The following is a 24417-nucleotide window of genomic DNA, read 5'->3' on the forward strand; positions in this document are numbered from 1 at the left end:
AGGGCGCCCCGTGATGATCCCGCCGCGCGCAATCGGGGAAAGTTCGGTGGCCATGGAGGCGGGAATCGAACCCGCGACATCCGTCCGGTGGAGTCGGCGTTCTACCTGCTGAACTACTCCATGGCCACGCCGAGCCTAACTCAGGATTCCTTGCGCCGCACCGAAGCTTCGACGAGATCCAGTACGGCGGAAAGGTTTTCGTTGGTGTGACCCGAGGCGATGCGGGCGATGAGGCCGTCGAGAACCAGGTCGAGGTAGCCGAGCAGAACGTCGGTGGGGACGTCGTCGCGCAGGGCCCCGGCGGCCTTGCGACGCTCCAGGCGGGCCAGCGTCGCGGCGGTCAGTTCGGCCGAACGCTGGGTCCAGCCCGCACGGAATTCGGGGTCGGTGCGGACTCGGCGCGCGATCTCGAGGCGGGTGCCCAGCCAGTTGAATTCCTCCGGACGGGCGAGCATATCGCGCATCACCTGGACGATGCCCTGGTTGGCGGCGACTTCGGCCATGCGTTCGGCGTCGTCCTTGGCCAGGGCGAAGAAGAGAGCGTCCTTGTCACGGAAATGGTGGAAGATCGCGCCGCGGGACAGGCCGATGGCCTCTTCCAGGCGGCGCACGGTGGCGCCGTCATAGCCGTATTCGGCGAAGCAGCGTCGTGCACCGTCGAGGATCTGGCTGCGGCGCGCGGCGAGGTGGTCGTCGCTGACCTTGGGCATGATTCCTCCAACTAGCGGATACACGGACCCCCGCCCGGCGAACCGAGACGGGGGCTGTCGCATTATTCACGGGCACACGAATGCCCTTGTGGCGCAACACCTCACGATGTCACGCCACCGGATCGAGCAGTTAGCCGCGGATCATGTTGCGCAGCACGTACTGCAGGATGCCGCCGTTGCGGTAGTAGTCGGCCTCACCGGGGGTGTCGATGCGCACGACCGCGTCGAACTCGGTGACCTTGCCGTCTTCCGCGGTGGCGGTGACCTTGACGGTCTTGGGGGTGACACCCTCGTTGAGGGCGGTGATCCCCGCGATGTCGAAGGTCTCGGTGCCGGTCAGGCCCAGCGACGCGGCCGACTGGCCGGCCGGGAACTGCAGCGGCACAACGCCCATGCCGATCAGGTTGGAGCGGTGGATGCGCTCGAACGACTCGGTGATGACGGCCTTCACGCCCAGCAGGCTGGTGCCCTTGGCGGCCCAGTCACGCGAGGAGCCCGAACCGTATTCCTTGCCACCGAGCACGACCAGCGGGATGCCCGCGGCCTGGTAGTTCTGCGAGGCGTCGTAGATGAACGCCTGCGGGCCACCGTCCTGGGTGAAGTCGCGGGTGTAACCACCCGAGACGTCGTCGAGCAGCTGGTTGCGCAGCCGGATGTTGGCGAACGTGCCACGGATCATGACCTCGTGGTTACCGCGACGCGAGCCCAGCGAGTTGTAGTCCTTGCGGGCCACACCGTTGGCGTCGAGGTACTGCGCGGCCGGGGTGCCGGGCTTGATCGGGCCCGCCGGGGAGATGTGGTCGGTGGTGACCGAGTCGCCCAGCAGCGCCAGCACGCGAGCGCCGGAGATGTCGGTGACAGGGGACGGGTCCATCGACATGCCGTCGAAGTACGGTGCCTTGCGCACGTAGGTCGACTTCTCGTCCCACGCGAAGGTGTCGCCCTCCGGGGTCGCCAGACCCTGCCAGCGCTTGTCACCATCGAAGATGGTGGCGTAGGAGTTGCGGAACATGTCCTGGCTGATCGACGTCTTGATGGTGTCGTCGATCTCCTGGGCGGACGGCCAGATGTCCTTCAGGAAGACATCGTTGCCGTCGGTGTCCTGACCCAGCGCGTCGGTCTCGAAGTCGAAGTCCATCGTGCCCGCGAGCGCGTACGCGATGACCAGCGGCGGGGAGGCCAGGTAGTTCATCTTCACGTCGGGGGAGATGCGACCCTCGAAGTTGCGGTTACCCGAGAGCACCGCGGTGACCGAGAGGTCGTTGTCGTTGATCGCGGCCGAGATCGCCTCGGGCAGCGGACCGGTGTTGCCGATGCAGGTGGTGCAGCCGTAGCCACCGACGAAGAAGCCCAGCTTCTCCAGGTAGGGCCACAGACCGGCCTTCTCGTAGTAGTCGGTGACGACCTGCGAACCCGGCGCCATGTTGGTCTTCACCCACGGCTTGGTCGCGAGACCCTTCTCCACCGCGTTGCGGGCGAGCAGGGCGGCGCCGAGCATGACCGACGGGTTGGAGGTGTTGGTGCAGGAGGTGATACCCGCGACGACCACCGCGCCGTGATCGAGGACGAACTTGTTGCCGTCCTCGCCGACGACCTCGATCGGCTTGGACGGACGACCCTTGGCACCGTTGGCCGCCGAGTGTGCGGGGGTGTAGGTGTCGTCGGCGGCGGACGCGGACACAGCGGTCGAGTCAGAGGCCGGGAAGGACTCGTCGACACCCTCGTCCAGCGCGGTGAGCTCACCTTCGCCGACGTAGTTGACGATGTCGGAGCGGAACGCGCTCTTGGAGTCGCTGAGCAGGATGCGGTCCTGGGGACGCTTCGGGCCCGCGATCGAGGGCACGACGCTGCCCAGATCGAGCTCGAGGTACTCCGAGTACACCGGCTCGCGCTCGGCGTCGTGCCACATGCCCTGTTCCTTGGCGTACGCCTCGACGAGCGCGAGCTGCTCGTCGCTGCGGCCGGTCAGGCGCAGGTAGTTGATGGTCTCTTCGTCGATCGGGAAGATCGCGGCGGTGGAACCGAACTCGGGGCTCATGTTGCCCAGGGTGGCGCGGTTGGCGAGGGGGACCTCGGAGACGCCCTTGCCGTAGAACTCGACGAACTTGCCGACGACGCCGTGCTTGCGCAGCTGCTCGGTGACGGTGAGCACCACGTCGGTGGCGGTGACGCCCGGCTTGATCTCACCGGTCAGCTTGAAGCCGACCACGCGCGGGATCAGCATGGAGACCGGCTGGCCCAGCATCGCGGCCTCGGCCTCGATGCCGCCGACGCCCCAGCCCAGCACGCCGAGGCCGTTGACCATGGTGGTGTGCGAGTCGGTGCCGACACAGGTGTCGGGGTAGGCCTGGCCGTTGCGGACCATGACCGTGGGGGCCAGGTACTCGATGTTGACCTGGTGGACGATGCCCATGCCCGGGGGGACGACCTTGAAGTCGTCGAAGGCGCCCTGGCCCCAGCGCAGGAACTGGTAACGCTCGCCGTTGCGCTCGTACTCGAGGTCGACGTTGCGCTCCAGCGCGTCGGCGCGGCCGAAGACGTCCAGGATCACCGAGTGGTCGATGACCATGTCGGCGGGCGAGAGCGGGTTGACCTTGCTCGGGTCGCCACCGAGGACGGTGACGGCCTCACGCATGGTGGCCAGGTCGACGATGCAGGGCACGCCGGTGAAGTCCTGCATGATCACGCGCGCGGGGGTGAACTGGATCTCGACGCTCGGCTGTGCCGAGGGGTCCCAGTTCGCGATCTCGCGGATGTGATCGGCGGTGATGTTCGCGCCGTCCTCGGTGCGCAGCAGGTTTTCTGCCAGCACCTTCAGGGCGTAGGGCAGCTTCTCGGTGCCGGGAACAGCCGAGAGACGGAAGATCTCGTAGGAGTTGCTTCCGACCTCGAGCGTGCCCTTGGCGCCGAAGGTATCAATCTTCGTCACGTCAGCTCCACTCATGTGTGAGGGTGTGCCGCCGGCGGGGCTGTGCCGGCGACTCGCGTCTTCGGAGGGGGTGTCCGGCACCGTGAGATGCCTGTTTCCTCGCCGTACGATCCTAACAGTACGCTTGTCCTATGAAATACGCGGGGGCCGTCGGTGGTGCCGCGCAGGCGTAGCCGGGCGCCGAGTCGCGTACTGTGCCTGACGAGCGAAGTCGGGGAAGACGCAGTGACGCTCACCTTGGCAGTGTTGGACGCCCGTCGCGACACCGGCGATCGTGGCTCGACAGACCGGATGGAAGATGACCACTTTTGCGCCGATGGCGGCCGAACTGCCGCCGAACACCGTGCTGAGCAGCGTCGCGTCCGACCTCGCCGACAATCACGTCGCGGCCCCCAAGGGTCAGGATCAGGAGAAACTGGCGGCGATCGTCGCGCAGGCGCGATCCGAGGGGATCCCGCTCAGCGTCGTCATCGTTCCCGGTAATCCCGGCCACGACTCGAGCCTACGTGACCTGGCCACCGAGGTCGGCGAGAACACCCACGGCACTGTCGCCGTGTTCAGCGACGACTGGCTGGGCACCTACAGCGACACCATCAGCCGGGTGCGGCTGGAATGGGCCGAGGACGCGGCCAAGTACAAGGGCAACCACCCCGAAGAGGCCGTGCAGGCCTTCGTCGACCGGCTCGAGCAGCCGGAGGGCGTTTCCTGGGGCGCCATCACCACGGTGTTGCTGACGCTGATGGTGCTCGTGATCGCCGGGCTGTACCTGGTGAAGGTCCGCCGCGGGCCCGAGGTGGACGCACCAGCGGCCCCCACGTCCTCGCGCGTCGATGCGGGTTCCACCAACTAACCGGTTTCACTGCAGCCACATTTCCGGACCAACGGTCTGTTTTCTGGGGTAGAAAGCTGTCCTTCGTCAGGCTAATTCCGAGCAATCTATGAATTGATGCCGCGCCCCACTGTGACGGATGTTTCCTTTGAGAACTATGTGTCGTACGGTTGCGATGAACGCGATCGTGAATGCAGTGGTACAGGGGGCATTGGTCGACTCTTGTGGTCGGTGTTTCGGCTGATGCGCCGGTGGCGTATGTCGAGTCGAGATACTCGGAGGTGCCGTGCGCAGTGCGGGCAGGCAGGACGAACCAGGTCTATTACGAATAGCGATCGGTTTGCTGGCGGTGGTGGCAGTGCTGCTCGCCGCGGGACCGGTCGCTGCTGTGCCACCCCCTCCACCCAATCCGTCCGACGGTGAGATCGCCGGGGCGGGCGCCCAGGTCGACGCGCGGGTCAGTGAGATCGGCGTACTGATCAATCGCGTCGCCGCGGCCGATCAGCAGTTACGTGAACTCGACGACCAGCTCGCGGGCAAACGGGAAGCGGTCAACCAGGCACTCGTCGACCTGCAGACCGCGCGCGACGCCGCCGACGCGGCCGCGGCCGCCGTCACCGACAGCCAGACCCAGCTGGCCGACGCGGGCGTGAAAGTCGGTGCGGCACGCCAGGATTTCGATCAGGTCGCCACCCAGGCGTACGTGCGTCCCGCCAACAGTTCGGTCGTCACCTACCTCGCCTCCTCGACCCCCGATGCCGCGATGGATCGCGCGCAGGTGCTCGGGATGGTGTCGAAGAACCAGCGACAGGTCCTGGACGGTTTGCGCCGCGCCCAGGTCGCCCAGGCCAACCAGAACTCCGCCGCGCGGCAGGCCAAGACCGACGCCGACAACGCCGCCGCCGGGGCTGAGCAGAAGCGCGACGCCGCCCAAGCCGCGGTGAACATCGCGAAATCCGAATTCGACACCCAGGCCGTGGCTCGCGACAACCTGCGTCGCGACCGCAGCGCGGCCCAGTCCGCCCTCGACGTCGCCCGCTCGACCGTCGCCGGGCTGCAGAGCCAGCGCGAGATCTTCCTGGCCTGGGACGACCAACGCGAAGCCGAGGTGATGGCCCTGCTGGCCGCCGCCAACGCCGCCGCCTCGCGCGCCGCCGCCGACAAGGCCGCCCGCGACCGCGCCGCCCAGCTCAACGAGGGCCAGCGCCCGCACACCGACCTCGAGTCGACTCCGGCCTCCCCCCGCCGAACCAAGCCGCGACCCTCGCAACCGCAGGTCACCGGTTCGGCCGCGATCGAAACGGTGGTCGACCGCGCGATGTCGCAACTCGGCGTCACCTATGCCTGGGGCGGCGGCGACGAGGACGGTCCCACCCTCGGCATCCGCGACGGCGGCACCGGCGACGCCCACGGTGACTTCAACAAGGTCGGCTTCGACTGCTCGGGCCTGATGCTCTACGCCTTCGCCGGCATCGGCGTGTCGCTGCCGCACTACAGCGGCTACCAGTACAACGCGGGCACCCGGGTCGACGTCGAGGACCGCGAACGCGGCGACATGCTGTTCTGGGGTCCCGGTGGCAGCGCCCACGTGGCGATGTATCTGGGCAACGGCAAGATGATCGAGGCCCCTGAATCCGGGGATGTCGTGAAGATTTCCCCGGTCCGCGAAGACGGCATCATGCCGTACGCGGTCCGCATCGTCACCGACTGAGCGGCCATCGCCGCTGGTAGGGCCGCGATCGATGCAGCTTGCGCCACATTCGCCGCCGCGCGTGAGCGGCATCACGAGCATGACGAATCCCCGTCTAGTACTGGCCGGTTGCGGCGCACCGGGCGATTCAATGGAATAGTTGGTGCCGCACGCACAGGACCAAAGCGAAAGCGGGGATGTTGGTGACTTCGACGGAAGGTGTGAGCGGGCCGAAGCTGGCGAAGGACGCCGGTACGGCCACGCCGAGCACCCTGGAGCGTGACGTCCAGACTCTCGAGAAGGCGATCTACGAGGTCAAGCGGGTTATCGTCGGTCAGGACCGGCTCGTCGAGCGTTTGCTCGTGGGCGTTCTGGCGCGCGGACACGTGTTGCTCGAAGGTGTGCCGGGCGTCGCGAAGACTCTTGCGGTGGAAACCTTCGCCAAGGTCGTCGGCGGCTCGTTCTCCCGGGTGCAGTTCACCCCGGACCTGGTGCCGACCGACCTCATCGGTACCCGCATCTACCGGCAGGGCCGCGAGGAATTCGACACCGAGCTCGGCCCGGTCGTCGCGAACTTCGTGCTCGCCGACGAGATCAACCGCGCGCCCGCCAAGGTGCAGTCGGCACTGCTCGAGGTGATGGCCGAGCGCAAGCTGTCGATCGGCGGCAAGACCTACCCGATGCCCGATCCGTTCCTGGTCATGGCCACCCAGAACCCGATCGAGAGCGAGGGCGTATACCCGCTGCCCGAGGCGCAGCGCGACCGCTTCCTGTTCAAGGTCGTCGTGGACTACCCCTCGGTCGAGGAAGAGCGCGAGATCATCTACCGGATGGGTGTGAGCGCGCCCGAGCCGAACCAGATCCTCGACCCCGAGGACATCATCCGCCTGCAGAAGGTGGCCGCCAACGTCTTCGTGCACCACGCGCTCGTCGACTACGTGGTCCGCGTGATCACCGCGACCCGCACGCCCGCCGACTTCGGCATGGACGATGTGGCGAGCTGGATCTCCTACGGCGCGTCCCCCCGCGCGAGCCTGGGCATCATCGCCGCGGCGCGCTCGGTCGCGCTGATCCGTGGCCGCGACTACGTGGTTCCGCAGGATGTCGTCGAGGTCATCCCGGACGTGCTGCGTCACCGTCTGGTGCTGTCGTACGACGCACTGGCCGACGAGGTTTCGCCCGAGGACGTCATCAAGCGCGTGCTCCAGACGGTCGGCCTGCCACAGGTCGCCCCGCAGGCCAACGGCCAGGCCGCACAGCAGCAGCCGCCGGTGCCCCAGCCGCCCCAGCAGCAGCCTGTGCCGCAGGCGGTGAACGGGCAGCAGTCCCAGCCCGCCGGCTCCGTCGCGCCCCAGTGAGTGCGCCGGAACCCGTTGTCCGCGTGCCCGTGTCGTCTCACGCTCCGCCCTCGTTCCGTGCCGGTGAACTGACCGACCCGAAGCTGGCCGCCGCGCTCAAGACCCTCGAGTTGACCGTGCGGCGCCGCCTCGACGGCGTGCTGCACGGCGACCACCAGGGGCTGATCCCCGGACCGGGTTCGGAACCGGGGGAGGCACGGCTGTACCAGCCGGGCGACGATGTGCGGCAGATGGATTGGTCGGTCACCGCCCGCACCACCCATCCGCATGTGCGGCAGATGATCGCCGACCGCGAGCTCGAGACATGGCTCGTCGTCGACCTGTCGTCGAGCCTGGACTTCGGCACCGGCCGGGTACACAAACGCGATCTGGCGATCGCGGCGGCCGCGGCGATCACCCACCTCACCTCCGGGGGCGGCAACCGGATCGGCGCGGTCGTCGCGACCGGTCAGGATCTGGTACGCATCCCCGCGCGCAGCGGACGCATGCACGCCCAGACCCTGCTGCGCGGCATCGCCACCACCCCGCACGCCCGCGACGGCGTGCGCGGCGATCTCAAGGCCGGAATCGAATCGCTGCGCCGGCCGCAACGCAAACGCGGTCTGGCCGTGGTGATCAGCGACTTCCTCGGTGACGTCGACTGGCAGCGCTCCCTGCGCGCGATCTCCGCCCGCCACGACCTGCTCGCCGTGGAAGTGCTCGACCCCCTCGATGTCGCGTTGCCCGACGGCGGCGACGTGGTGCTGCACGATCCCGAATCGGGCCGCACCCGCGAGTTCAGCGTCACTCCCACGCTGCGCGCCGATTTCGCGGCCGCGGCCCGAGCCCAGCGTGAGCAGGTGGCGCAGGCGCTGCGCAGCTGCGGTGCGCCGGTGCTCACCCTGCAGACCGACCGGGACTGGATCGCCGACGTGGTCCGGTTCGTGTCCACCCGGCGCCACAGCCTCGGCGCCCCGAGCGGGCGGGTGCCTCGCCAGTGAGTATTTCGCATTTCACGGCCGTCGTCTGGCTCGGTTTCCTCGCGGTCGTCGCTCTGCTCGTGCTCGGTTACGTGCTCGTGCAGCGCGCCCGGCACAAGCGGATGCTGCAGTTCGGCAACATGGCCATCCTGGAGCGGGTCGCCCCCTCGCGACCGAGCCCGATGCGCCATGTCCCGATCGCGTTGATCCTGGCGGGCCTGGTCCTGCTGACGATCGCCGCGGCCGGTCCGACCGCCGTGCAGAAGGTGCCGCGTAACCGCGCGACTGTTGTTCTGGTGATGGATGTCTCGCTGTCGATGGAAGCCACCGACGTGGAGCCGAACAGGTTGCAGGTCGCGCAGAAGGCAGGCAAGGATTTCGTCGACGGTCTGACGCCCGGTATCAACCTCGGTTTCGTCACGTTCGCGGGCACGGCCTCGGTGATGGTGTCGCCGACGACTAACCGCGAGGCGGTCAAGCACTCGATCGACAACATCAAGCTGGCCGAGCGCACCGCCACCGGCGAGGGCGTCCTCACGGCCCTGCAGTCCATCGACACCCTGGCCGCCGTCCTCGGTGGCGCCGAGACGCCACCGCCCGCGCGGGTGGTGCTGATGTCGGACGGCAAGCAGACCGTGCCCGACGACAAGGACGTCGACAACCCGCGCCACGGTTTCACCGCCGCGCGCCTGGCCAAGAACAAGGGGATCCCGGTCTCGACGATCTCCTTCGGTACCGAATGGGGCACGGTCGAGATCCCGGACTCCGACGGCAAGGGTTCACAGCGGGTGAAGGTGCCGGTCGACAACGACTCGTTGCGCGAGATCGCCGAGCTGTCCGGCGGCGACTTCTACACCGCGTCGTCGCTGGCCGAGCTCACCGCGGTCTACGACACCCTCGAGGAACAGATCGGCTACGAGACCACGCGCGGCGATGCGAGCAGGCCGTGGCTGCTGTTCGGCATGCTGGCCATCGCGGCGGGAGTCGTGGTCAGTTTGCTCTATCGTCAACGCCTGCCCTAGCTCCCACCGCCCCGCGTTGTGAGCTGTCGCAACGGCGCGACCCTGACGCGGGGCGCACGAATCGGAACAGATAGGTTGGACCCTATGTCGAACGTCACATCCCGGTCGGTCCTGGTCACCGGCGGTAACCGCGGTATCGGTCTCGCGGTCGCGCAGCGTCTGCAGGCCGACGGCCACAAGGTCGCCGTCACCCATCGCGGATCGGGGGTGCCCGAGGGTCTGTTCGGTGTGAAATGCGATGTCACCGACAGTGATTCGGTCGATCGTGCGTTCACCGAGGTCGAGGAGCACCAGGGTCCGGTCGAGGTGCTGGTCGCCAATGCGGGCATCACCGACGACACCCTGCTGATGCGCATGACCGAGGACCAGTTCGAGCGGGTCATCGACGCCAACCTCACCGGCGCCTTCCGCTGTGCCAAGCGCGCCAACCGCGCCATGCTCAAGGGTCGCTGGGGCCGGATGATCTTCCTCGGCTCCGTCGTCGGGCTCGGCGGTGGCCCCGGCCAGATCAACTACGCCTCCTCCAAGGCCGGTGTGATCGGTATGGCTCGCTCCATCAGCCGTGAGCTGGGCTCGCGTTCGATTACCGCGAATGTGGTCGCGCCCGGTTTCATCGAAACCGATATGACCGCTGAGCTGCCCGATGATCTGAAGGAAACCGCGAAGAAGTTCATCCCGCTCGGGCGTCTCGGCCAGGCAGAGGATGTCGCCGCGGTGATCAGCTTCCTCGCCTCCGAGGACTCCCGCTATGTCACCGGCGCGGTCATCCCGGTCGACGGCGGCATGGGCATGGGTCACTGATCCGCTAACGGATCGCCCCGCGCCACCGACAAGGTGGCGGCAACCATACTGATTTCAGGAGAACCGAAAACTCATGGGCGGACTGCTCGAAGGCAAGACCATCCTGGTCACCGGCATCATCACCGATTCGTCGATCGCGTTCCACGCGGCCGCGATCGCGCAGGAGCAGGGCGCGAGGGTGATCATCACCGGTATTCCCGACCGACTGCGGCTCATCGACCGCATCGCCAAGCGGCTGCCGCAGGAAGTGCCGCCTGCCATCGGCCTGGACGTGACCAACGAAGAGGACCTGGCCGCGCTCACCGAGAAGCTGCGTGAGCTGGCCCCCGAGGGCATCGACGGCGCGCTGCACTCCATCGCGTTCGCGCCGCGTTCGATCATGGGCCCCGGCTCGCTGCCGTTCCTCGAGGGCCCCGGCCCCGATGTCGCCAAGTCGTTCGAGATCTCCGCGTGGAGCTACGCCTCGCTCGCTCGCGCCGTGCTCCCCGTCATGAACGAGGGCGGCTCGCTGGTCGGCATGGACTTCGATCCGCGCGTGGCCATGCCGTACTACAACTGGATGGGCGTGTCCAAGGCGGCGCTGGAGTCGGTGAACCGCTATGTGGCGCGTGAGGTCGGTGCCGCCAAGAAGGTGCGCTCCAACCTGATCGCCGCGGGCCCGATCAAGACCCTCGCGGCCAAGGCCATCGCGGGCACCGCGACCGACGATGCCAAGCAGCTCGTCCAGCTCGACCAGTACTGGGACGGCGCGTCGCCGATCGGCTGGGACGGCAACGATCCGCGCGCGGTCGGCAAGTCGATCGTGGCGCTGCTCTCGGATTGGCTGCCCGCCACCACCGGCTCGATCATCTATGTCGACGGCGGCGCCAGCCACAATATGTGGTTCCCGGAGAACATGTCCCTGAGCTGATGCCGGACGCCCTGCTGCTGCTGTCCTTCGGTGGTCCCGAAGGTCCCGAGGACGTGATCCCGTTTCTGGAGAACGTCACTCGGGGCCGTGGGGTGCCCCCCGAACGGCTCGCCGAGGTCGCGCAGCACTACCTGCATTTCGGCGGGGTCTCGCCGATCAACGCGTTGAATCAGCAGATCATCGCGGCGCTGGAGGCCGACCTCGCCGATGCCGGGCTGGATCTGCCGGTCTATTTCGGCAATCGCAACTGGCATCCCATGGTCGAGGACACGGTCGCGCGGATGGCCGCCGACGGAGTGCGCTCGGCACTGGTCTTCCCGACGTCGGCATGGGGTGGGTATTCCGGTTGCCGCCAGTACGACGAAGACATCACCCGTGCCCGCACGGCGGTCGGTGCCGATGCCCCGGAGCTGGTGAAACTGCGCCAGTACTTCGATCATCCGCTACTGATCGAGTCGTTCGCCGATGCGATCACCGCTGCGGTGCAACAGATTCCGGCCGAGCGCCGCGACGGCGTGCGCCTGGTCTTCACGGCGCACTCCATCCCGGTCTCGGCCGACCTGTCGGCGGGTCCGCCGGCCGACGGTGGCCGCCTCTACAGCAGGCAGGTCGCCGAAGCCGCCCGATTGTGTGCCGCGGCAACCGGTTTCGCCGAGTACGACGTGGTGTGGCAGTCGCGCTCGGGCCCGCCGCAGGTGCCGTGGCTCGAACCCGACATCGTCGACCACCTGGATGTGCTGCACGGCAAGGGTATCGACGCCGTGGTGGTGTGCCCGGTCGGTTTCGTCTCCGATCATCTCGAGGTGATCTGGGACCTCGACAACGAAGCGTCGACCCGCGCCGCCGAGCTCGGCATGGCCTTCGCCCGGGCGGGGACGCCCGGCACCGATCCGCGGTTCTCCCGGATGATCGTCGAACTGATCGCCGAACGCGTGAGCGCCGGTCCGGTGCGCGAACTCGGGACGGTCCCCGGGTACGGCTGCACCGTCGACGGAGCCCTGTGCGCCCCCGGTTGCTGCGAACCGCCCGCGCGCCCGGTTCGGCGCTGAACACAACCGGATAACCATTCACCGGTAGTCCCCGGTTCGAGGAGTAGCCTTTTCACAGTTGCGCTCGACTGATCGGAGGATTTCCGATGATTTCGACCACGCCGCGCCGCGCCGCAGGGTTCGCCCTGGTGCTGACCGCCGCCGCGCTCGGTCTCACCGGCTGTGGCGGGGACTCCGGCTACCAGACCCAGCCCCCGCAGCCCACCGAGCCCACGATCTCGCAGGCATCCGTCGAGGAATTGTGCGGCATCCTCGACGGACAGAAGGGGACGTGGAAGGCGCTGGGCCCGCGCGTCGCGCGGGTGGCGTTCACCGGCGCGATGAAGCTGTGGACGGTCAACGACACCGTCGCCAACGCCGCGATCGCCTACAACCGCCACATCGTCGACACCGTCACCATCCGCACCTGCCCGCAGGTCCGCGACGCGACGCTCAGGTCGCTCGATGTGCCCGACCTCAAAGTCGCCCTCGGCGGATTCTGAACTGGCACTTCCCCCTTCGGCGCATCTCTGCGTTAGCATCGCCGCAGACCTTCGCCCGAAGGTCGGGTGACGCTACGGGGAGGGCCCGATGAACCATGCCGAGATGACGCTGACCACACTGGCTCGGGGAGGTGGTCTTCTCACCGGCGACGGCATTCTCGCGGGCGATGCGGAGTCGGTGCTTGCCCGTCGTGGGGGCGGTAGCAGCGTCAGCGTCGGTGGTGGCGGGATCCCGGAGTGGGTCTGGTACGTGATCATCGGCGTTGTCGTGCTGATCGTGCTGGTCGTGCTGATCCGCACGTTCAGTGGTTCCTCCGATCAGGCTGCGCCACAACAGATGCCGCCACAGCACATGGCACATCAGCAGATGGCGCCGCAGCCGTACCCGGCGCAATATCAGCAGCCGTATCCGCAGCAGCACCCGTCCGGCCCCGGCTACCCGCAGGCGCAGTACCCGCCGCAGTATCCGCAGGGTCAGTACCCGCAGCCGTATCCGCAACAGCAGCCGATGCCGTACCCGCAGCAGCAGCCGTACCCGCAGCAGATGCCGTATCCACAACAGCCGCAGTACCAGCAGCCTTACCGACACTGACGGATCGGCTCCGGCGTGGCCACCAGACTCGGTGACTACGCCTTGCGTCCCGAATGCGGAAGGTCAGCCGTCGCGCCGGGCAGCGGCGTGGACCGCGACGAGACGGGCCTCGCGGATCGTGTTCCACAGCGGCCGCAGCAGGGATTCGTGCGCCCCGAGTGCGGTGGCCGAGGTGGGTGAGGACGCCGGCTCGTGCTGAGCGACGGTGAGGATCGCGGCCACATGATCGGCGGTATCGAGAATTCGCTTGGCGCGCAACGGGATCGAGTCGGGATAGGCGTGGCGCGCATAGGCCGCGAGCTGGGCCTCGATCTGTTCACGCGGATCGTCGTCGCCGTTGCCGACCGAGGTGGTGTGCAGTTGCATCAGGGCGTCGGCGGCGTCGCGCACCGATTCGCGCATGGTGTACTCGGCCTCGCCTAGCGACATGTCGTGACCCGCGATACGCGGCAGATCGACGCCGTAGACGGTCCACTGCAGGGTGTCGTCGTCGTCCCACTGCGGGATCAGGCCGGTGCCGGGCTCGCCGGGAACGCCGAGCAGCAGGCCCTCCTCGGCGTCGATCGCGTCGGCGGCGAACGCGGTGCCGACCGGCAGCCCACGGACGTCACCCGGTGCGGGCAGAACCAGGCGTAGCTGCGCCCCGGCCGGAGCCATCGCCTCGCGGATCACCTTGAGCAGCGGCATGGCGCCGTTGCCCGCCGCGCCGCGCGAGGTCCACGGCAGGTCCGTGCGTCCGCCGGTGACCGGGTCGCCCGCCGCGATGGTGTGGCGCGGCGCCCAGGCGTGCAGTGCCTCCAGCACGTCGTCGGGCGCGCTGGTACCGGCCAGCCAGGAGCCGGCCCACAGCGTCAGCGTGGCACTGGGAGAGCACATAATCATCGAGCATAAAGGTTCGCCCGCGATCGCGTGCGCGCACCGAGGTGGTCGATGGTGCCTACGCGGGTCATCGATTTCGGCGCGAGGACCCGCTTGACCTGCTGTGCGTTCACTCCGGCTCGGTCACGAAGTCGATGAGCCGCTCGACGGCGCCGATGAGTGGGGCTTCCAGATCCCGGAACGAGCCGACCGCATCGTAGACACGGCGCCAGCCCTGCTGCGGTGTTCCCCAGCCGAGGCGCGCGCAGATTCCGGTCTTCCAGTCCTCGCCGCGCGGCACTGTCGGCCAGGCGTCGATGCCGAGCGCGGCGGGGCGAACGGCCTGCCAGACGTCGATGTAGGGATGGCCGGTCACCAGCACGTGCGGGCCGAGGCCGGTGGTCAGGTGCGTCTCCTTCGAGCCGGTCACCAGATGGTCGACGAGTACCCCTACCCGCGCGCCACGGCCGGGTTCGAACTCGGTGAGCCGGGCGCCGAGATTGTCGAGGCCCTCGAGGTGTTCGACGACCACGCCCTCCACCCGCAGGTCGTGGCCCCACACCCGTTCGACGAGCGCCGCGTCGTGCACGCCTTCCACCCAGATCCGGCTGGTCCGCGCGACTCTTGCCCGCAGGCCCTCGACGCGGGTGGACCCCGAGGCCGACCGTGCCGGCTGTTTCGGCGCGGTCGTGGTGGGCTTGGTCAGCGTGACCGGCTTCCCGTCGATCAGGAACGCGGCCTCGCGCATCGCGAACAACCGCACCGCCCCGCGCGCGTCCTCGAGCTTCACGAACTCGCCGTCGTAGCTGCGATCGAAACCGACTACGGCACCACAGAATCCGCTCGCCGCGTCCTCCACCACCAGGTCGCGTTCGGCACTCACTGTCGGCACCGGCTTCTTCTTGGTCCGATCGTGTCCGGAATAGATGTCGCCGTAGCTGTCTCGTGCACTCACGCCCCCGAAACTACCGCGCGCAGAACAGAGTGCGCCGCACCGCCGCACCGGGACCGGCGATCACACGAGCCCGCCCGCAAACCGGTCATCGGGGCTAGGCTGGCAGGGTGGCCGCAATAGTCTGGCTGATCGCGGGCATCGTTCTCGCGGCGGCGGAAATGCTCACCGGGGATCTCATGCTGCTCACGCTGGGCGTGGCCGCACTCGGCACGGCGGGCGTCAGCGCCGCCACCGACCTACCGGTGTGGGGCGACGCGCTGGTGTTCGCCGCGATGGCCGGTGTGCTGTTCCTCGGGGTGCGCCCGCTGCTGCGCCGCAAGTTCGGTACCCCGCCGCCCACGCCGACGAATGCCGATGCGCTGCCGGGGAAGTCGGCGCTGGTGCTCGAGCAGGTCGCGGAGTATTCGGGTCAGGTCAAGCTCGGTGGCGAGGTCTGGACCGCGCGTCCGCTCGACCCGAGTGAAGTGTACGAAGCCGGTGTGACTGTCTATGTGATGAAGATCGATGGCGCGACCGCCGTCGTCTGGAAGGGTCCCTAGCAATGGTTGCCTTGATCGTGGCCGCCGTCCTCGTCCTGTTGGTCGTGGTGGTGGTGTTCAAATCGATCGCCCTCGTCCCGCAGGCCGAGGCGGCGGTGATCGAACGGCTCGGGCGTTATTCGCGCACCGTGTCCGGTCAGCTGACGTTCCTCGTCCCGTTCGCCGATCGTGTCCGGGCGAAGGTGGACCTGCGCGAGCGGGTCGTGTCGTTCCCGCCGCAGCCGGTGATCACCCAGGACAACCTCACCCTGCAGATCGACTCGGTGGTGTATTTCCAGGTCACCAGCCCGCAGGCCGCGGTCTACGAGATCAGCAACTACATCGCCGCGGTCGAGCAGCTCACCGTCACCACGCTGCGCAATGTGGTCGGTGGCATGACCCTGGAAGAGACGCTGACCTCGCGCGATCAGATCAACAACCAGTTGCGCGGTGTGCTCGACGAGGCCACCGGCCGCTGGGGCCTTCGGGTGGCCCGCGTGGAGCTCAAGTCCATCGATCCGCCGCCGTCGATCCAGGAATCGATGGAGAAGCAGATGAAGGCCGATCGCGAGAAGCGCGCGACGATCCTCACCGCCGAAGGTAACCGCGAAGCGCAGATCAAGACCGCCGAGGGCGCCAAGCAGGCGGCGATCCTGACCGCCGAGGGCGGCAAGCAGTCCTCGATCCTGTCGGCCGAGGGTGAACGCCAGAGCCGCATCCTGCGCGCCCAGGGTGAACGCGCCGCCTCCTACCTGCAGGCCCAGGGGCAGGCGAAGGCGATCGAGAAGGTGTTCGCCGCCATCAAGAACGGCAAGCCGACTCCGGAACTGCTCGCCTACCAGTACATGCAGACCCTGCCGATGGTGGCCAAGGGCGATGCGAACAAGGTGTGGCTGGTCCCCAGCGATTTCGGCAAGGCGCTCGAAGGCTTCGCCCAGAACTTCGCCACCAAGGGCGAGGACGGCGTCTTCCGCTACGAACCGTCCGCCGACGAAGCCCCGGTGAAGATCGAAGACGACACCGACGTGGCCGACTGGTTCGAAACCGCCTCGGACCCCAAGATCGCCGAAGCGGTCCGCGCCGCGGAAGCCACCGCCCGCACCCCCGTCGAAGGTTTCGATTCCCCCGTACCCCGGCCGAAGACCTCAGTGGCCAAGGGCGACCCGGAGCTCCCGACCCCACCTCCGATCGCCCCGGCGGAACACCCCGCCCCGCGTCCGGACGACCCCTACGGTCGCCCCTGGCAGCCGCCGCAACACGGCTGATCCGAGCAGAGTACGGCCCCGGTGCGGACTTCCACGCCGGGGCCGTTTCTGTTGTGCGGCAACGCTATCGGGTCAGTGGGGAAGGGGAAGGAGTTCCACGAGGGAGCCTCGGCCGGTGCCGGGGGGAAGGATGGCCAGGGCTTGGCAGGCGATGAGACCGGCCAGGTGAGGGGTGTGCGCGGGGCCTGTGCTGCGCCAGACACCGCCGGGGTGTTGCTGGACGCCGACTATCCGGGTGGCTTCGCCTTCCATGACTCCGGCGTCGGAGAGGCGGCCCCACATGGTGGGGCCGGGCGTGCGCAGCGTGAGGGCGTCGACGATGGCCGGGCCGACGGCCAAGAGGGCCGCGACGGCGGCGAAGGGGTTGCCGGGCAGGCCGAGCAGGACCCGGCCGTCGGGGAGCTGGGCGACCAGGGTGGAGCCGCCGGGGCGGATCGCTATCCGTTCGACGATGATGCGGGCGCCGAGGTCGGCGAGCAGGGTGCGCAGGTGGTCGGCGGCGCCGCGACCGGTGGCACCGACCATGACGACCAGGTCGGCGTGGGATTTCAGGGTGAGCCAGGAGCGCAGCAGGTCGCGGCTGTCGGCCAGGTGCCACAGGCCGGTGCTCTCGATATCGCAGCAGCGCAAGAACTCCGGCATGACCGGGCCGAGGGAGTCGCGGGTTTCGCCCGGGCCGAGCGGGCCGACAGCGCGGATCTCGTCACCGGTCATCACCACGTCGGCGCGCAGAGGTCCACGCACGGTGACGGTTTCGGCTTCGGCGCTGAGTGCCGCCGAAGCGAGTGCCGGTGAGACGCGGGCGCCGGCGCGAGCCAATTCCGTTCCGCTGCTCCAGTGTTCGCCCTGGCGGCGGGTGTCGTCGCGCACCGGTGCGCCGGGCGCGCGCATCACCACCGGTTTGCCGGACACGCTCGTGGTCACGATGTGTTCGTCGCGCAGGGTTGCGGTGGTGCCCAGGGGGGTCGCCGCACCGGTCGCGATCCGTACCGCCTCGCCGGGTGCCAGCACCACCGAGCAGCCGCGCCCGGCGTAGCTGACCTGCTGGTGCAGCCGCCACCACGGTCCGGGGCCGGCCACCGCGTAACCGTCCATGGCGGCGCTGTCCACCCGTGGCAGGGGAGTGCCCGCGGCGAGGGCGACAGCCAGGGTCGCCCCCACGGCCTCGGCCACGGGTCGCTCACGCACCGCGATCGGCTCGAGCTCGGCGGCTATTCGCGCGCGCACCAGCCCCAGCCCACATTGCACCGCCGGAACTACGCCCACCCGTGCGCTCGTCACCACGTTCCGCCTTCCGAGGACCCGTCACCGATACTGGGACTCATCGTGCGCACCACCGATTGCCTGCGATTTTCTGGGCAGTTGCCTCGCGATGACGTTGTGCTCACGCGCGCGCATGCCGCTCGGTGCGCAGTTCGGCGTCACGAGCGGGTGACCCGCAGGTCTGCGGGCTGCGTGTTCCGACGTCCGGGCGGTCAGCGGCGGGGGAGGAGCCGGCGGGTTCGGTTCACGCTCCGGTGAGGGCGTTCGCCAGCTCGGCGGCGCGGTCGGCGATGGCGGTGCCCAGCTCGGCGGTGGTGGCGGTGCCGCCCAGGTCCGGAGTGCGGACCGTACCCGCGGCGAGCACATCGCAGACCGCGCGATCGACGGCAGCGGCAGCGGTGTGCTCGCCCAGGTGGGAGAGCAGCATGGCACCGGCGAGGATCTGGGCGACGGGGTCGGCGATACCCAGGCCCGCGATGTCGGGCGCGCTACCGTGCACGGCCTCGAACATCGACGGCGCGTCCGCCGCGGGGTTGATGTTGCCCGAGGGCGCGAGCCCGAGTCCGCCGGTGACGGCCGCGGCGAGGTCGGAGAGGATGTCGCCGAACAGGTTCGAGCCCACGATCACGTCCAGGCGATCGGGGTGGAGCACGATTTCGGCGGCGAGGGCGTCGACGTGCATCTGCCGGGTCCGCACCGCCGGGTACTCGGCGGCCACGCGCTCGAAAATACTGTCCCAGTAGGGCATCGAGTGGATGAGCCCGTTGGATTTCGTCGCCGAACAGAGCTTGCCCGAGCGTTCGGCGGCGCGGTCGAACGCATAGCGGATGATCCGTTCGCAGCCGGTGCGGGTGAACACCGATTCCTGCAACACGAATTCGTCCGGCCTGCCCGGGTTGTGGATGCCACCGATCTCGGAGTACTCGCCTTCGGAGTTCTCCCGCACGATGAGAATGTCGAGGTCCTCGGCGGTGCGGTCGCGCAGCGCCGATTTCGTGCCGGGCAGCAGCCGTACCGGCCGCAGGTTGACGTACTGGCCGAAGGCGCGCCGCAGCGGAATCAGCAGGCCCCACAGCGAGATGTGGTCGGGCACCCCGGGGAATCCGACGGCGCCCAGCAGGATCGCGTCGAACCCGGCGAGCTGCTCGGGCCCGTCGGCGGGCATCATCGCACCGGTCCGCAGATAGTTCTCACAGGACCAGTCGAACTCGGTCCAGTTGATGCCCGGCAGGACCCGGTCGAGCACCTTCACCGCCTCGACGGTCACGTCGACGCCGATTCCGTCTCCCGGAATGGTCGCGATCCGGTATGTGCGCACGCTGTCTCCCTAAACCTTGACGCCGATGTATTTGGTCTCGAGGAATTCGTCGATCCCGGTGAAGCCGCCCTCACGCCCGAGCCCCGATTCCTTCACCCCGCCGAACGGCGCGGCCGGATTGGAGACCACGCCCTGGTTCAGGCCGACCATGCCCGTGTCCAGCGCTTCGCAGACGCGCAGGCCGCGACGCAGGTTCTCGGTGAACACGTACGCCACCAGCCCGTACGGGGTGTCGTTGGCGCGAGTGATGGCCTCGTCCTCGGTGTCGAACGTGCCGATCGCGGCGACGGGTCCGAAGATCTCGGTGTGGCACAACTCGGCGTCGTCGGGGACGCCGGTGAGCACGGTCGCCGGGTAGAAGGTGCCCGGTCCGTCGATCGCCGTGCCACCGAGCCGCACCTCGGCGCCGCGCCGGCGGGCGTCGGCCACGAGGTGTTCCACCTTGGCCACGGCGTCGGCGTCGATGAGCGGCCCGACGACAACGCCCGGTTCGGTGCCACGGCCCATCGGCAGTGCCGCCATCCGCGCGGCCAGTCGTTCGGCGAATTCCGCAGCGATGCCGCGCTGCACCAGAATTCGGTTCGCGGCCGTACAGGCCTGGCCGATATTGCGCATCTTGGCGGCGAGCGCGCCCTCGACCGCTTCGTCGAGATCGGCATCGTCGAACACCAGCAGCGGTGCGTTGCCGCCGAGTTCCATCGAGGCGCGCATCACGGTGCGGGCGCACTGCTCCAGGAGGAGTTTCCCGATGGCGGTGGACCCGGTGAAGGAGAGTTTCCGGGAACGCGGATCGGCGATGAGTGGTGTCATCAGCGCGCCGGGGTCGGCGGTGGTCACCACATTGACCACACCGTCGGGCACGCCCGCCTCGGCCAGGATCGCCGCGAGCGCCAGCATCGACAGCGGTGTTTGTTCAGCGGGCTTCACCACACAGGTGCAGCCGGCGGCCAGCGCGGGCGCGATCTTGCGGGCGCCCATCGCCATCGGGAAGTTCCACGGCGTGATGAGCAGGCTCGGCCCCACCGGCTGCTTCGTCACCAGAAACCGGGATCCACCCGTCGGCGCGGGCATGTAGCCGCCATCGAGGCGGACGGCTTCCTCGGCGAACCAGCGGAAGAACTCGGCGGCGTAGGCGATTTCGCCGCGCGCCTCGGTGAGCGGCTTGCCCATCTCGAGCGTCATGACCAGGGCGAGGCGTTCGGCGTCGGCCAGGAGCGCGTGGTGCGCGCGCATGAGGATGTCGCTGCGGGTGCGTGCCGGGGTGTCGGCCCAGGCCGCCTGGGCGGCGGCGGCCGCGGCCAGCGCGTCGAGTCCGTCGGACGGACTCGCGTCCGCCACCGCGCACAGCCGCGCACCGGTCGCGGGATCGAGGACGGGCAGCGTGGCGGCGGACTCACGCCATCGGCCCCCGATGAACAACCCCTGCGGAACGCTGTCGACCGCAGCCCGTTCGGCGGCGCTCAGGTTGTCGAGCAGCTGCGCGCTGCCCCCGGACTCGTCCATGCGGTGCCTGCCTCCCGACGCGGTGGATCAACCGTTGCTGTGAACCCTGCCGCCATGTTATGCATATTGTCAACAATCCGACAATAGACAATCTGGGGAGTCCTTGATGACCGAGCTGTCTCCCGTCCTGAAGCAGGCCACGCCCGTCCACGTCGACCACGGCGCTGGCTGCTACCTCTACGACACCGACGGTCGCCGGTACCTGGATTTCACCGCCGGGATCGGCGTCACCAGCACCGGGCACTGTCACCCCACCGTGGTCGCGGCGGCGCAGGCCCAGGTCGCCAGCCTGATCCACGGCCAATACACCACGGTGCTGCACCGGCCGCTGCTCGAGCTCACCGAGCGCCTCGGCGCTGTGCTGCCCGAGGGCTTGGACGCGCTGTTCTTCGCCAATTCCGGCAGCGAGGCGGTCGAGGCCGCGCTGCGGCTGGTCCGCCAAGCCACCGGGCGCCCGAACGTGATCGTCTTCCACGGCGGTTTTCACGGCCGCACCGTCGCCGCGGCGACCATGACAACCTCGGGAACCCGATTCTCGGCCGGGTTCAGCCCGCTGATGTCCGGGGTGCACGTGGCCCCGTTTCCGACCGCCTTCCGCTACGGGTGGAGCGAAGCGGAAGCCACCGACTTCGCGCTGCGTGAACTCGACTACCTGCTCGCCACCCTCACCTCGCCCGCCGAGACCGCCGCGTTCATCGTCGAACCGGTGCTCGGCGAGGGCGGCTACATCCCCGGCAACACCCGGTTCTTCCAGGGCCTGCGTGAGCGCGCCGACCGGCACGGCATCCTGCTGGTCTTCGACGAGATCCAGACCGGCTTCGGCCGGACCGGAAAGTTCTTCGGCCACCAGCACTTCGACGTCCGCCCCGACGTGATCACCATCGCCAAGGGGTTGGCCAGCGGATTCCCGCTGTCGGGCATCGCGGCGTCGCGGGAGTTGATGGCCAAGGCCTGGCCGGGGTCGCAGGGCGGGACCTACGGCGGCAACGCGGTGGCCTGTGCCGCCGCGGTCGCGACACTCGAGGTGATCGAGGCCGAGGGTCTCGTCGACAACGCCGCCGTCCGTGGAGCGCAATTGCTCTCCGGCGTCGAGAGTCTCGCGACGAAGGCGATCGGGGACGTCCGTGGCCTCGGTCTGCTCGTCGGCGCCGAGTTCACCACGCCGACCGGCGAACCCGACACCGCGACCGCATCAGCCGCCCAGAAGGCCGCCGTCGAGAAGGGGCTGCTGCTGCTCACCTGCGGGGCGCACATGAACGTCGTGCGCATGATTCCGCCGCTGATCGTCACCGAAACCCAGGTCGAGGATGCCCTGGCGATCTGGTCGGAAGTCCTCGCCGAGCTGTAGTCCGCCACGCCGTCCCCGCTCGGGTTCCGGGCGGGGACTCGCACCACAACCGGGGCAATCCCGGAATCCCGCACCGCACAGGAAGCAGGAGCCGATGGCCCGCTACATGAGCATCACCCTCACCAAAGCCGGCGTCACCTGCCGCGCGCGCCTGCTCGACGACGAAGCTCCGCGCACGTGTGCCGCCGTCTGGGATGCGCTCCCGCAGGAGGGCGACGCCTTCCACGCCAAATACGCCCGCAACGAGGTCTACGCGCTGGTGCCCCGCATCACGGCGGCCCCGCATCGCGAAAACCCCACCGTCACACCAATTCCCGGCGACGTCTGCCTCTTCGACTTCGAACCGTGGGAAATCGGCAACCCCGCCTACGGCTACGAACCGGGCTCCGCCGCCCATCACGCCCAGGGCGCCACCGACCTCGCCCTGTTCTACGGCCGCAACAATCTCCTGATCAACGGCGACCTCGGCTGGGTTCCCGGCAGCGTCTTCGCCACCATCGAGGACGGCCTCGCGGACTTGGCGGCAGCCTGCAACGGGCTGTGGTTGCGCGGTGTCGAGGGCGAGACATTGGCGTTCGCCCGCGCGTGAGACAGCGACCGCTGCGACGCCGCCGAATCCCTCGGCGGCGTCGAAAGTGGTGAACGCCCTCCACGTTTCAGGAGTTCAGCACGAACTCCGCGTGCCGGGCTACCGCGAGGATCAAGTCGTCGGAATGCCGGGGGCCGACGATCTGCAAGCCCACCGGCATTCCGGTGCGAGTCGTGCCGACCGGGATGCTGATGGCGGGCTGCTGCGTCATGTTGAACGGGTAGGTGAACGGGGTCCAGTCCGGCCAGCCGCGCAGTCCGCTGCCCGGCGGCACATCGTGGCCGGCCTCGAACGCGGTGATCGGCATGGTCGGGGTGATCAGGACGTCGTAGGCGGTGTGGAAGGTGCCCATCGTGATGCCGACTTCCGCCGCGACATGGCGGGCGTCGAGATAGTCCACGGCGCTGACAGCTTCGCCGCGAGCCCAGACCGCGCCCAAGCCGGGATCCACGTTCGCGCGGGAGCCGGCCGGGAACTTCGACAGCATGGTGGCCGCACCCGCCGCCCAGAGGGTTTCGAAGGCTTCGCGTGGGTCGGCGAATCCGGGATCGACCGCATCGATGGTCAGATCGGCCTCGGCCAGGCGCCGCACCGCGCTCTCGACGATCTCGGCCACCTCCGGGTCCACCTGGGCGTACCCGAGCGTGGCGGAGTAGCCGACCGACAGCCCGCGCACATCCCGCTGCATCTGACTGCGGAAGGTCGTCAAGGTGGGCGCCAGCGCGGTCGGGTCACGCGGATCCGGCAGCGAGAGGATGTCCATCAGCAGCGCCGCGTCCTCGACGGTGCGCGTCATCGGCCCGGCATGGGCGAGGGGCCCGAACGGGCTGGCCGGGTACAGCGGCACCCGCCCGTGTGTCGGTTTGAAGCCGACGATCCCGCAGAACGAGGCCGGAATACGGATGCTGCCGCCTCCGTCGGTGCCCACGCTCACCGGCGTCATCCCACCCGCCACCGCCGCCGCGCTGCCCCCGGACGATCCGCCCGCGGTCGTCGCGGGATCGGCGGGATTGCGGGTGACGCCGGTGAGCGGACTGTCGGTGACGCCCTTCCAGGCGATCTCCGGGGTGGTCGTCTTGCCGACGAACACCATCCCGTCCTCGCGCAGCCGAGCGGCGACCGGACTGTCCACCAGCCACGGCCCGCCCGCGTCGACACAGGTGGAACCACGCAGGGTCGGCCAGCCTTCGGTCAGGAAGATGTCCTTGATGGAAATCGGCACACCGTCGAGTAACCCGCGCGGATGGCCCGACTGCCAGCGCGCCTCGGAGTCCTTCGCCCGCACCAGCGCCCGGTCCGGATCGACCAGGCAGAACGCGTTGAGAGCGCCGTCGCGGGCCGCGATGGCGTCCAGGCAGGCTTGCGCTGCTTCGACGGGGGAGAGCTGCCCGGCCGCATAGGCCGAGACCAACTGAACCGCCGTCAGCACGGTGGGATCGGTGGGGAGATCGGGCTGCGTCATGGCGGGG

The 24417-nt window shown here is 68.7% G+C and carries 22 protein-coding genes and 1 tRNA gene; 14 read left to right on the plus strand and 9 right to left on the minus strand.

Annotated features, from left to right (window positions below):
* Positions 1 to 47: 47 nt before the first annotated feature.
* The 3 genes from ACFTS5_RS03800 to acnA all read right to left on the minus strand — a co-directional run bounded on the left by ACFTS5_RS03800 (position 48) and on the right by acnA (position 3654).
* Positions 48 to 123, minus strand: a tRNA-Trp gene (locus tag ACFTS5_RS03800).
* Between the two features lie 17 nt (positions 124 to 140).
* Positions 141 to 710 carry a helix-turn-helix domain-containing protein gene (locus tag ACFTS5_RS03805; protein ID WP_358072240.1) on the minus strand — a complete coding sequence of 190 codons (570 nt, stop codon included), beginning with the start codon at positions 708 to 710 and terminating at the stop codon, positions 141 to 143.
* Between the two features lie 130 nt (positions 711 to 840).
* A complete protein-coding gene (acnA, locus tag ACFTS5_RS03810) occupies positions 841 to 3654 on the minus strand; it encodes an aconitate hydratase AcnA (RefSeq protein ID WP_378627159.1) in 2814 nt (937 codons plus the stop codon).
* A 283-nt stretch (positions 3655 to 3937) separates the two neighbouring features.
* On the opposite strand from acnA, the gene ACFTS5_RS03815 reads away from it, so the two are divergent.
* The 10 genes from ACFTS5_RS03815 (at position 3938) to ACFTS5_RS03860 (ending at position 13331) form a co-directional block, all read left to right on the plus strand.
* Positions 3938 to 4489: a DUF6676 family protein gene (locus ACFTS5_RS03815; RefSeq protein ID WP_378627161.1), complete on the plus strand. Its 552-nt coding sequence runs from the start codon at positions 3938 to 3940 to the stop codon at positions 4487 to 4489.
* A 265-nt stretch (positions 4490 to 4754) separates the two neighbouring features.
* Complete coding sequence (locus tag ACFTS5_RS03820; protein ID WP_378627162.1) at positions 4755 to 6179, plus strand: NlpC/P60 family protein; 1425 nt, start codon at positions 4755 to 4757, stop codon at positions 6177 to 6179.
* 176 nt (positions 6180 to 6355) lie between these two features.
* Positions 6356 to 7516 carry an AAA family ATPase gene (locus tag ACFTS5_RS03825; RefSeq protein ID WP_378627163.1) on the plus strand — a complete coding sequence of 387 codons (1161 nt, stop codon included), beginning with the start codon at positions 6356 to 6358 and terminating at the stop codon, positions 7514 to 7516.
* A 23-nt stretch (positions 7517 to 7539) separates the two neighbouring features.
* Positions 7540 to 8496 (plus strand): DUF58 domain-containing protein, encoded by a 957-nt coding sequence (locus ACFTS5_RS03830; protein ID WP_378627164.1) that lies wholly within the window; start codon positions 7540 to 7542, stop codon positions 8494 to 8496.
* Entirely contained in the window at positions 8493 to 9497 is a 1005-nt protein-coding gene (locus ACFTS5_RS03835; RefSeq protein ID WP_056810311.1) for a VWA domain-containing protein, read from the plus strand. The genes ACFTS5_RS03830 and ACFTS5_RS03835 overlap by 4 nt, the downstream gene beginning before the upstream one ends.
* 84 nt (positions 9498 to 9581) lie before the next feature.
* Positions 9582 to 10298, plus strand: coding sequence for a 3-oxoacyl-ACP reductase FabG1 (gene fabG1 / locus ACFTS5_RS03840; protein WP_101467171.1), 717 nt, complete (start codon positions 9582 to 9584; stop codon positions 10296 to 10298).
* A 73-nt stretch (positions 10299 to 10371) separates the two neighbouring features.
* Positions 10372 to 11208: an NADH-dependent enoyl-ACP reductase InhA gene (inhA, locus tag ACFTS5_RS03845; protein ID WP_358181927.1), complete on the plus strand. Its 837-nt coding sequence runs from the start codon at positions 10372 to 10374 to the stop codon at positions 11206 to 11208.
* Entirely contained in the window at positions 11208 to 12257 is a 1050-nt protein-coding gene (locus ACFTS5_RS03850) for a ferrochelatase (protein WP_378627167.1), read from the plus strand. The genes inhA and ACFTS5_RS03850 overlap by 1 nt, the downstream gene beginning before the upstream one ends.
* Positions 12258 to 12343: 86 nt before the next feature.
* Positions 12344 to 12739 carry a hypothetical protein gene (locus tag ACFTS5_RS03855; RefSeq protein ID WP_378627168.1) on the plus strand — a complete coding sequence of 132 codons (396 nt, stop codon included), beginning with the start codon at positions 12344 to 12346 and terminating at the stop codon, positions 12737 to 12739.
* Between the two features lie 88 nt (positions 12740 to 12827).
* Positions 12828 to 13331 carry a hypothetical protein gene (locus tag ACFTS5_RS03860; protein WP_378627169.1) on the plus strand — a complete coding sequence of 168 codons (504 nt, stop codon included), beginning with the start codon at positions 12828 to 12830 and terminating at the stop codon, positions 13329 to 13331.
* 63 nt (positions 13332 to 13394) lie between these two features.
* Here ACFTS5_RS03860 and ACFTS5_RS03865 read toward each other — a convergent pair whose 3' ends face one another.
* Together ACFTS5_RS03865 and ACFTS5_RS03870 are read right to left on the minus strand one after the other, a co-directional pair.
* Positions 13395 to 14207: a hypothetical protein gene (locus tag ACFTS5_RS03865; RefSeq protein ID WP_378627170.1), complete on the minus strand. Its 813-nt coding sequence runs from the start codon at positions 14205 to 14207 to the stop codon at positions 13395 to 13397.
* 112 nt (positions 14208 to 14319) lie between these two features.
* A complete protein-coding gene (locus ACFTS5_RS03870; protein WP_378627171.1) occupies positions 14320 to 15144 on the minus strand; it encodes a DUF3097 domain-containing protein in 825 nt (274 codons plus the stop codon).
* A 107-nt stretch (positions 15145 to 15251) separates the two neighbouring features.
* Here ACFTS5_RS03870 and ACFTS5_RS03875 point away from each other — a divergent pair, with 107 nt between their 5' ends.
* Complete coding sequence (locus ACFTS5_RS03875; protein WP_378627172.1) at positions 15252 to 15683, plus strand: NfeD family protein; 432 nt, start codon at positions 15252 to 15254, stop codon at positions 15681 to 15683.
* A gap of 2 nt (positions 15684 to 15685) precedes the next feature.
* Entirely contained in the window at positions 15686 to 16927 is a 1242-nt protein-coding gene (locus tag ACFTS5_RS03880) for an SPFH domain-containing protein (protein ID WP_378627173.1), read from the plus strand.
* Positions 16928 to 16999: 72 nt separating this feature from the next.
* On the opposite strand, the gene ACFTS5_RS03885 is transcribed toward ACFTS5_RS03880, so the two are convergent.
* From ACFTS5_RS03885 to ACFTS5_RS03895, 3 genes are all read right to left on the minus strand, one after another.
* Positions 17000 to 18208 (minus strand): molybdopterin-binding protein, encoded by a 1209-nt coding sequence (locus tag ACFTS5_RS03885; protein WP_378627175.1) that lies wholly within the window; start codon positions 18206 to 18208, stop codon positions 17000 to 17002.
* A gap of 226 nt (positions 18209 to 18434) precedes the next feature.
* Positions 18435 to 19508 carry a tartrate dehydrogenase gene (locus ACFTS5_RS03890; protein ID WP_378627176.1) on the minus strand — a complete coding sequence of 358 codons (1074 nt, stop codon included), beginning with the start codon at positions 19506 to 19508 and terminating at the stop codon, positions 18435 to 18437.
* Between the two features lie 9 nt (positions 19509 to 19517).
* The gene (locus tag ACFTS5_RS03895; RefSeq protein ID WP_378627177.1) at positions 19518 to 21011 is read right to left on the minus strand and encodes an NAD-dependent succinate-semialdehyde dehydrogenase; all 1494 of its coding nucleotides are present in this window, start codon (positions 21009 to 21011) and stop codon (positions 19518 to 19520) included.
* 106 nt (positions 21012 to 21117) lie between these two features.
* Between ACFTS5_RS03895 and ACFTS5_RS03900 the strand changes: the two genes are divergently transcribed.
* Both ACFTS5_RS03900 and ACFTS5_RS03905 read left to right on the plus strand, forming a co-directional pair.
* Positions 21118 to 22359, plus strand: a complete 1242-nt coding sequence (locus ACFTS5_RS03900; protein WP_378627179.1) for an aspartate aminotransferase family protein — start codon at positions 21118 to 21120, stop codon at positions 22357 to 22359.
* Between the two features lie 94 nt (positions 22360 to 22453).
* Positions 22454 to 22948, plus strand: a complete 495-nt coding sequence (locus tag ACFTS5_RS03905) for a DUF3830 family protein (RefSeq protein WP_358072207.1) — start codon at positions 22454 to 22456, stop codon at positions 22946 to 22948.
* A 67-nt stretch (positions 22949 to 23015) separates the two neighbouring features.
* On the opposite strand, the gene ACFTS5_RS03910 is transcribed toward ACFTS5_RS03905, so the two are convergent.
* The gene (locus tag ACFTS5_RS03910) at positions 23016 to 24410 is read right to left on the minus strand and encodes an amidase (RefSeq protein ID WP_378627181.1); all 1395 of its coding nucleotides are present in this window, start codon (positions 24408 to 24410) and stop codon (positions 23016 to 23018) included.
* Positions 24411 to 24417 lie beyond the last annotated feature (7 nt).

It is taken from the genome of Nocardia sp. NPDC056952 (genome assembly GCF_042674185.1).
Taxonomy (GTDB): domain Bacteria; phylum Actinomycetota; class Actinomycetes; order Mycobacteriales; family Mycobacteriaceae; genus Nocardia.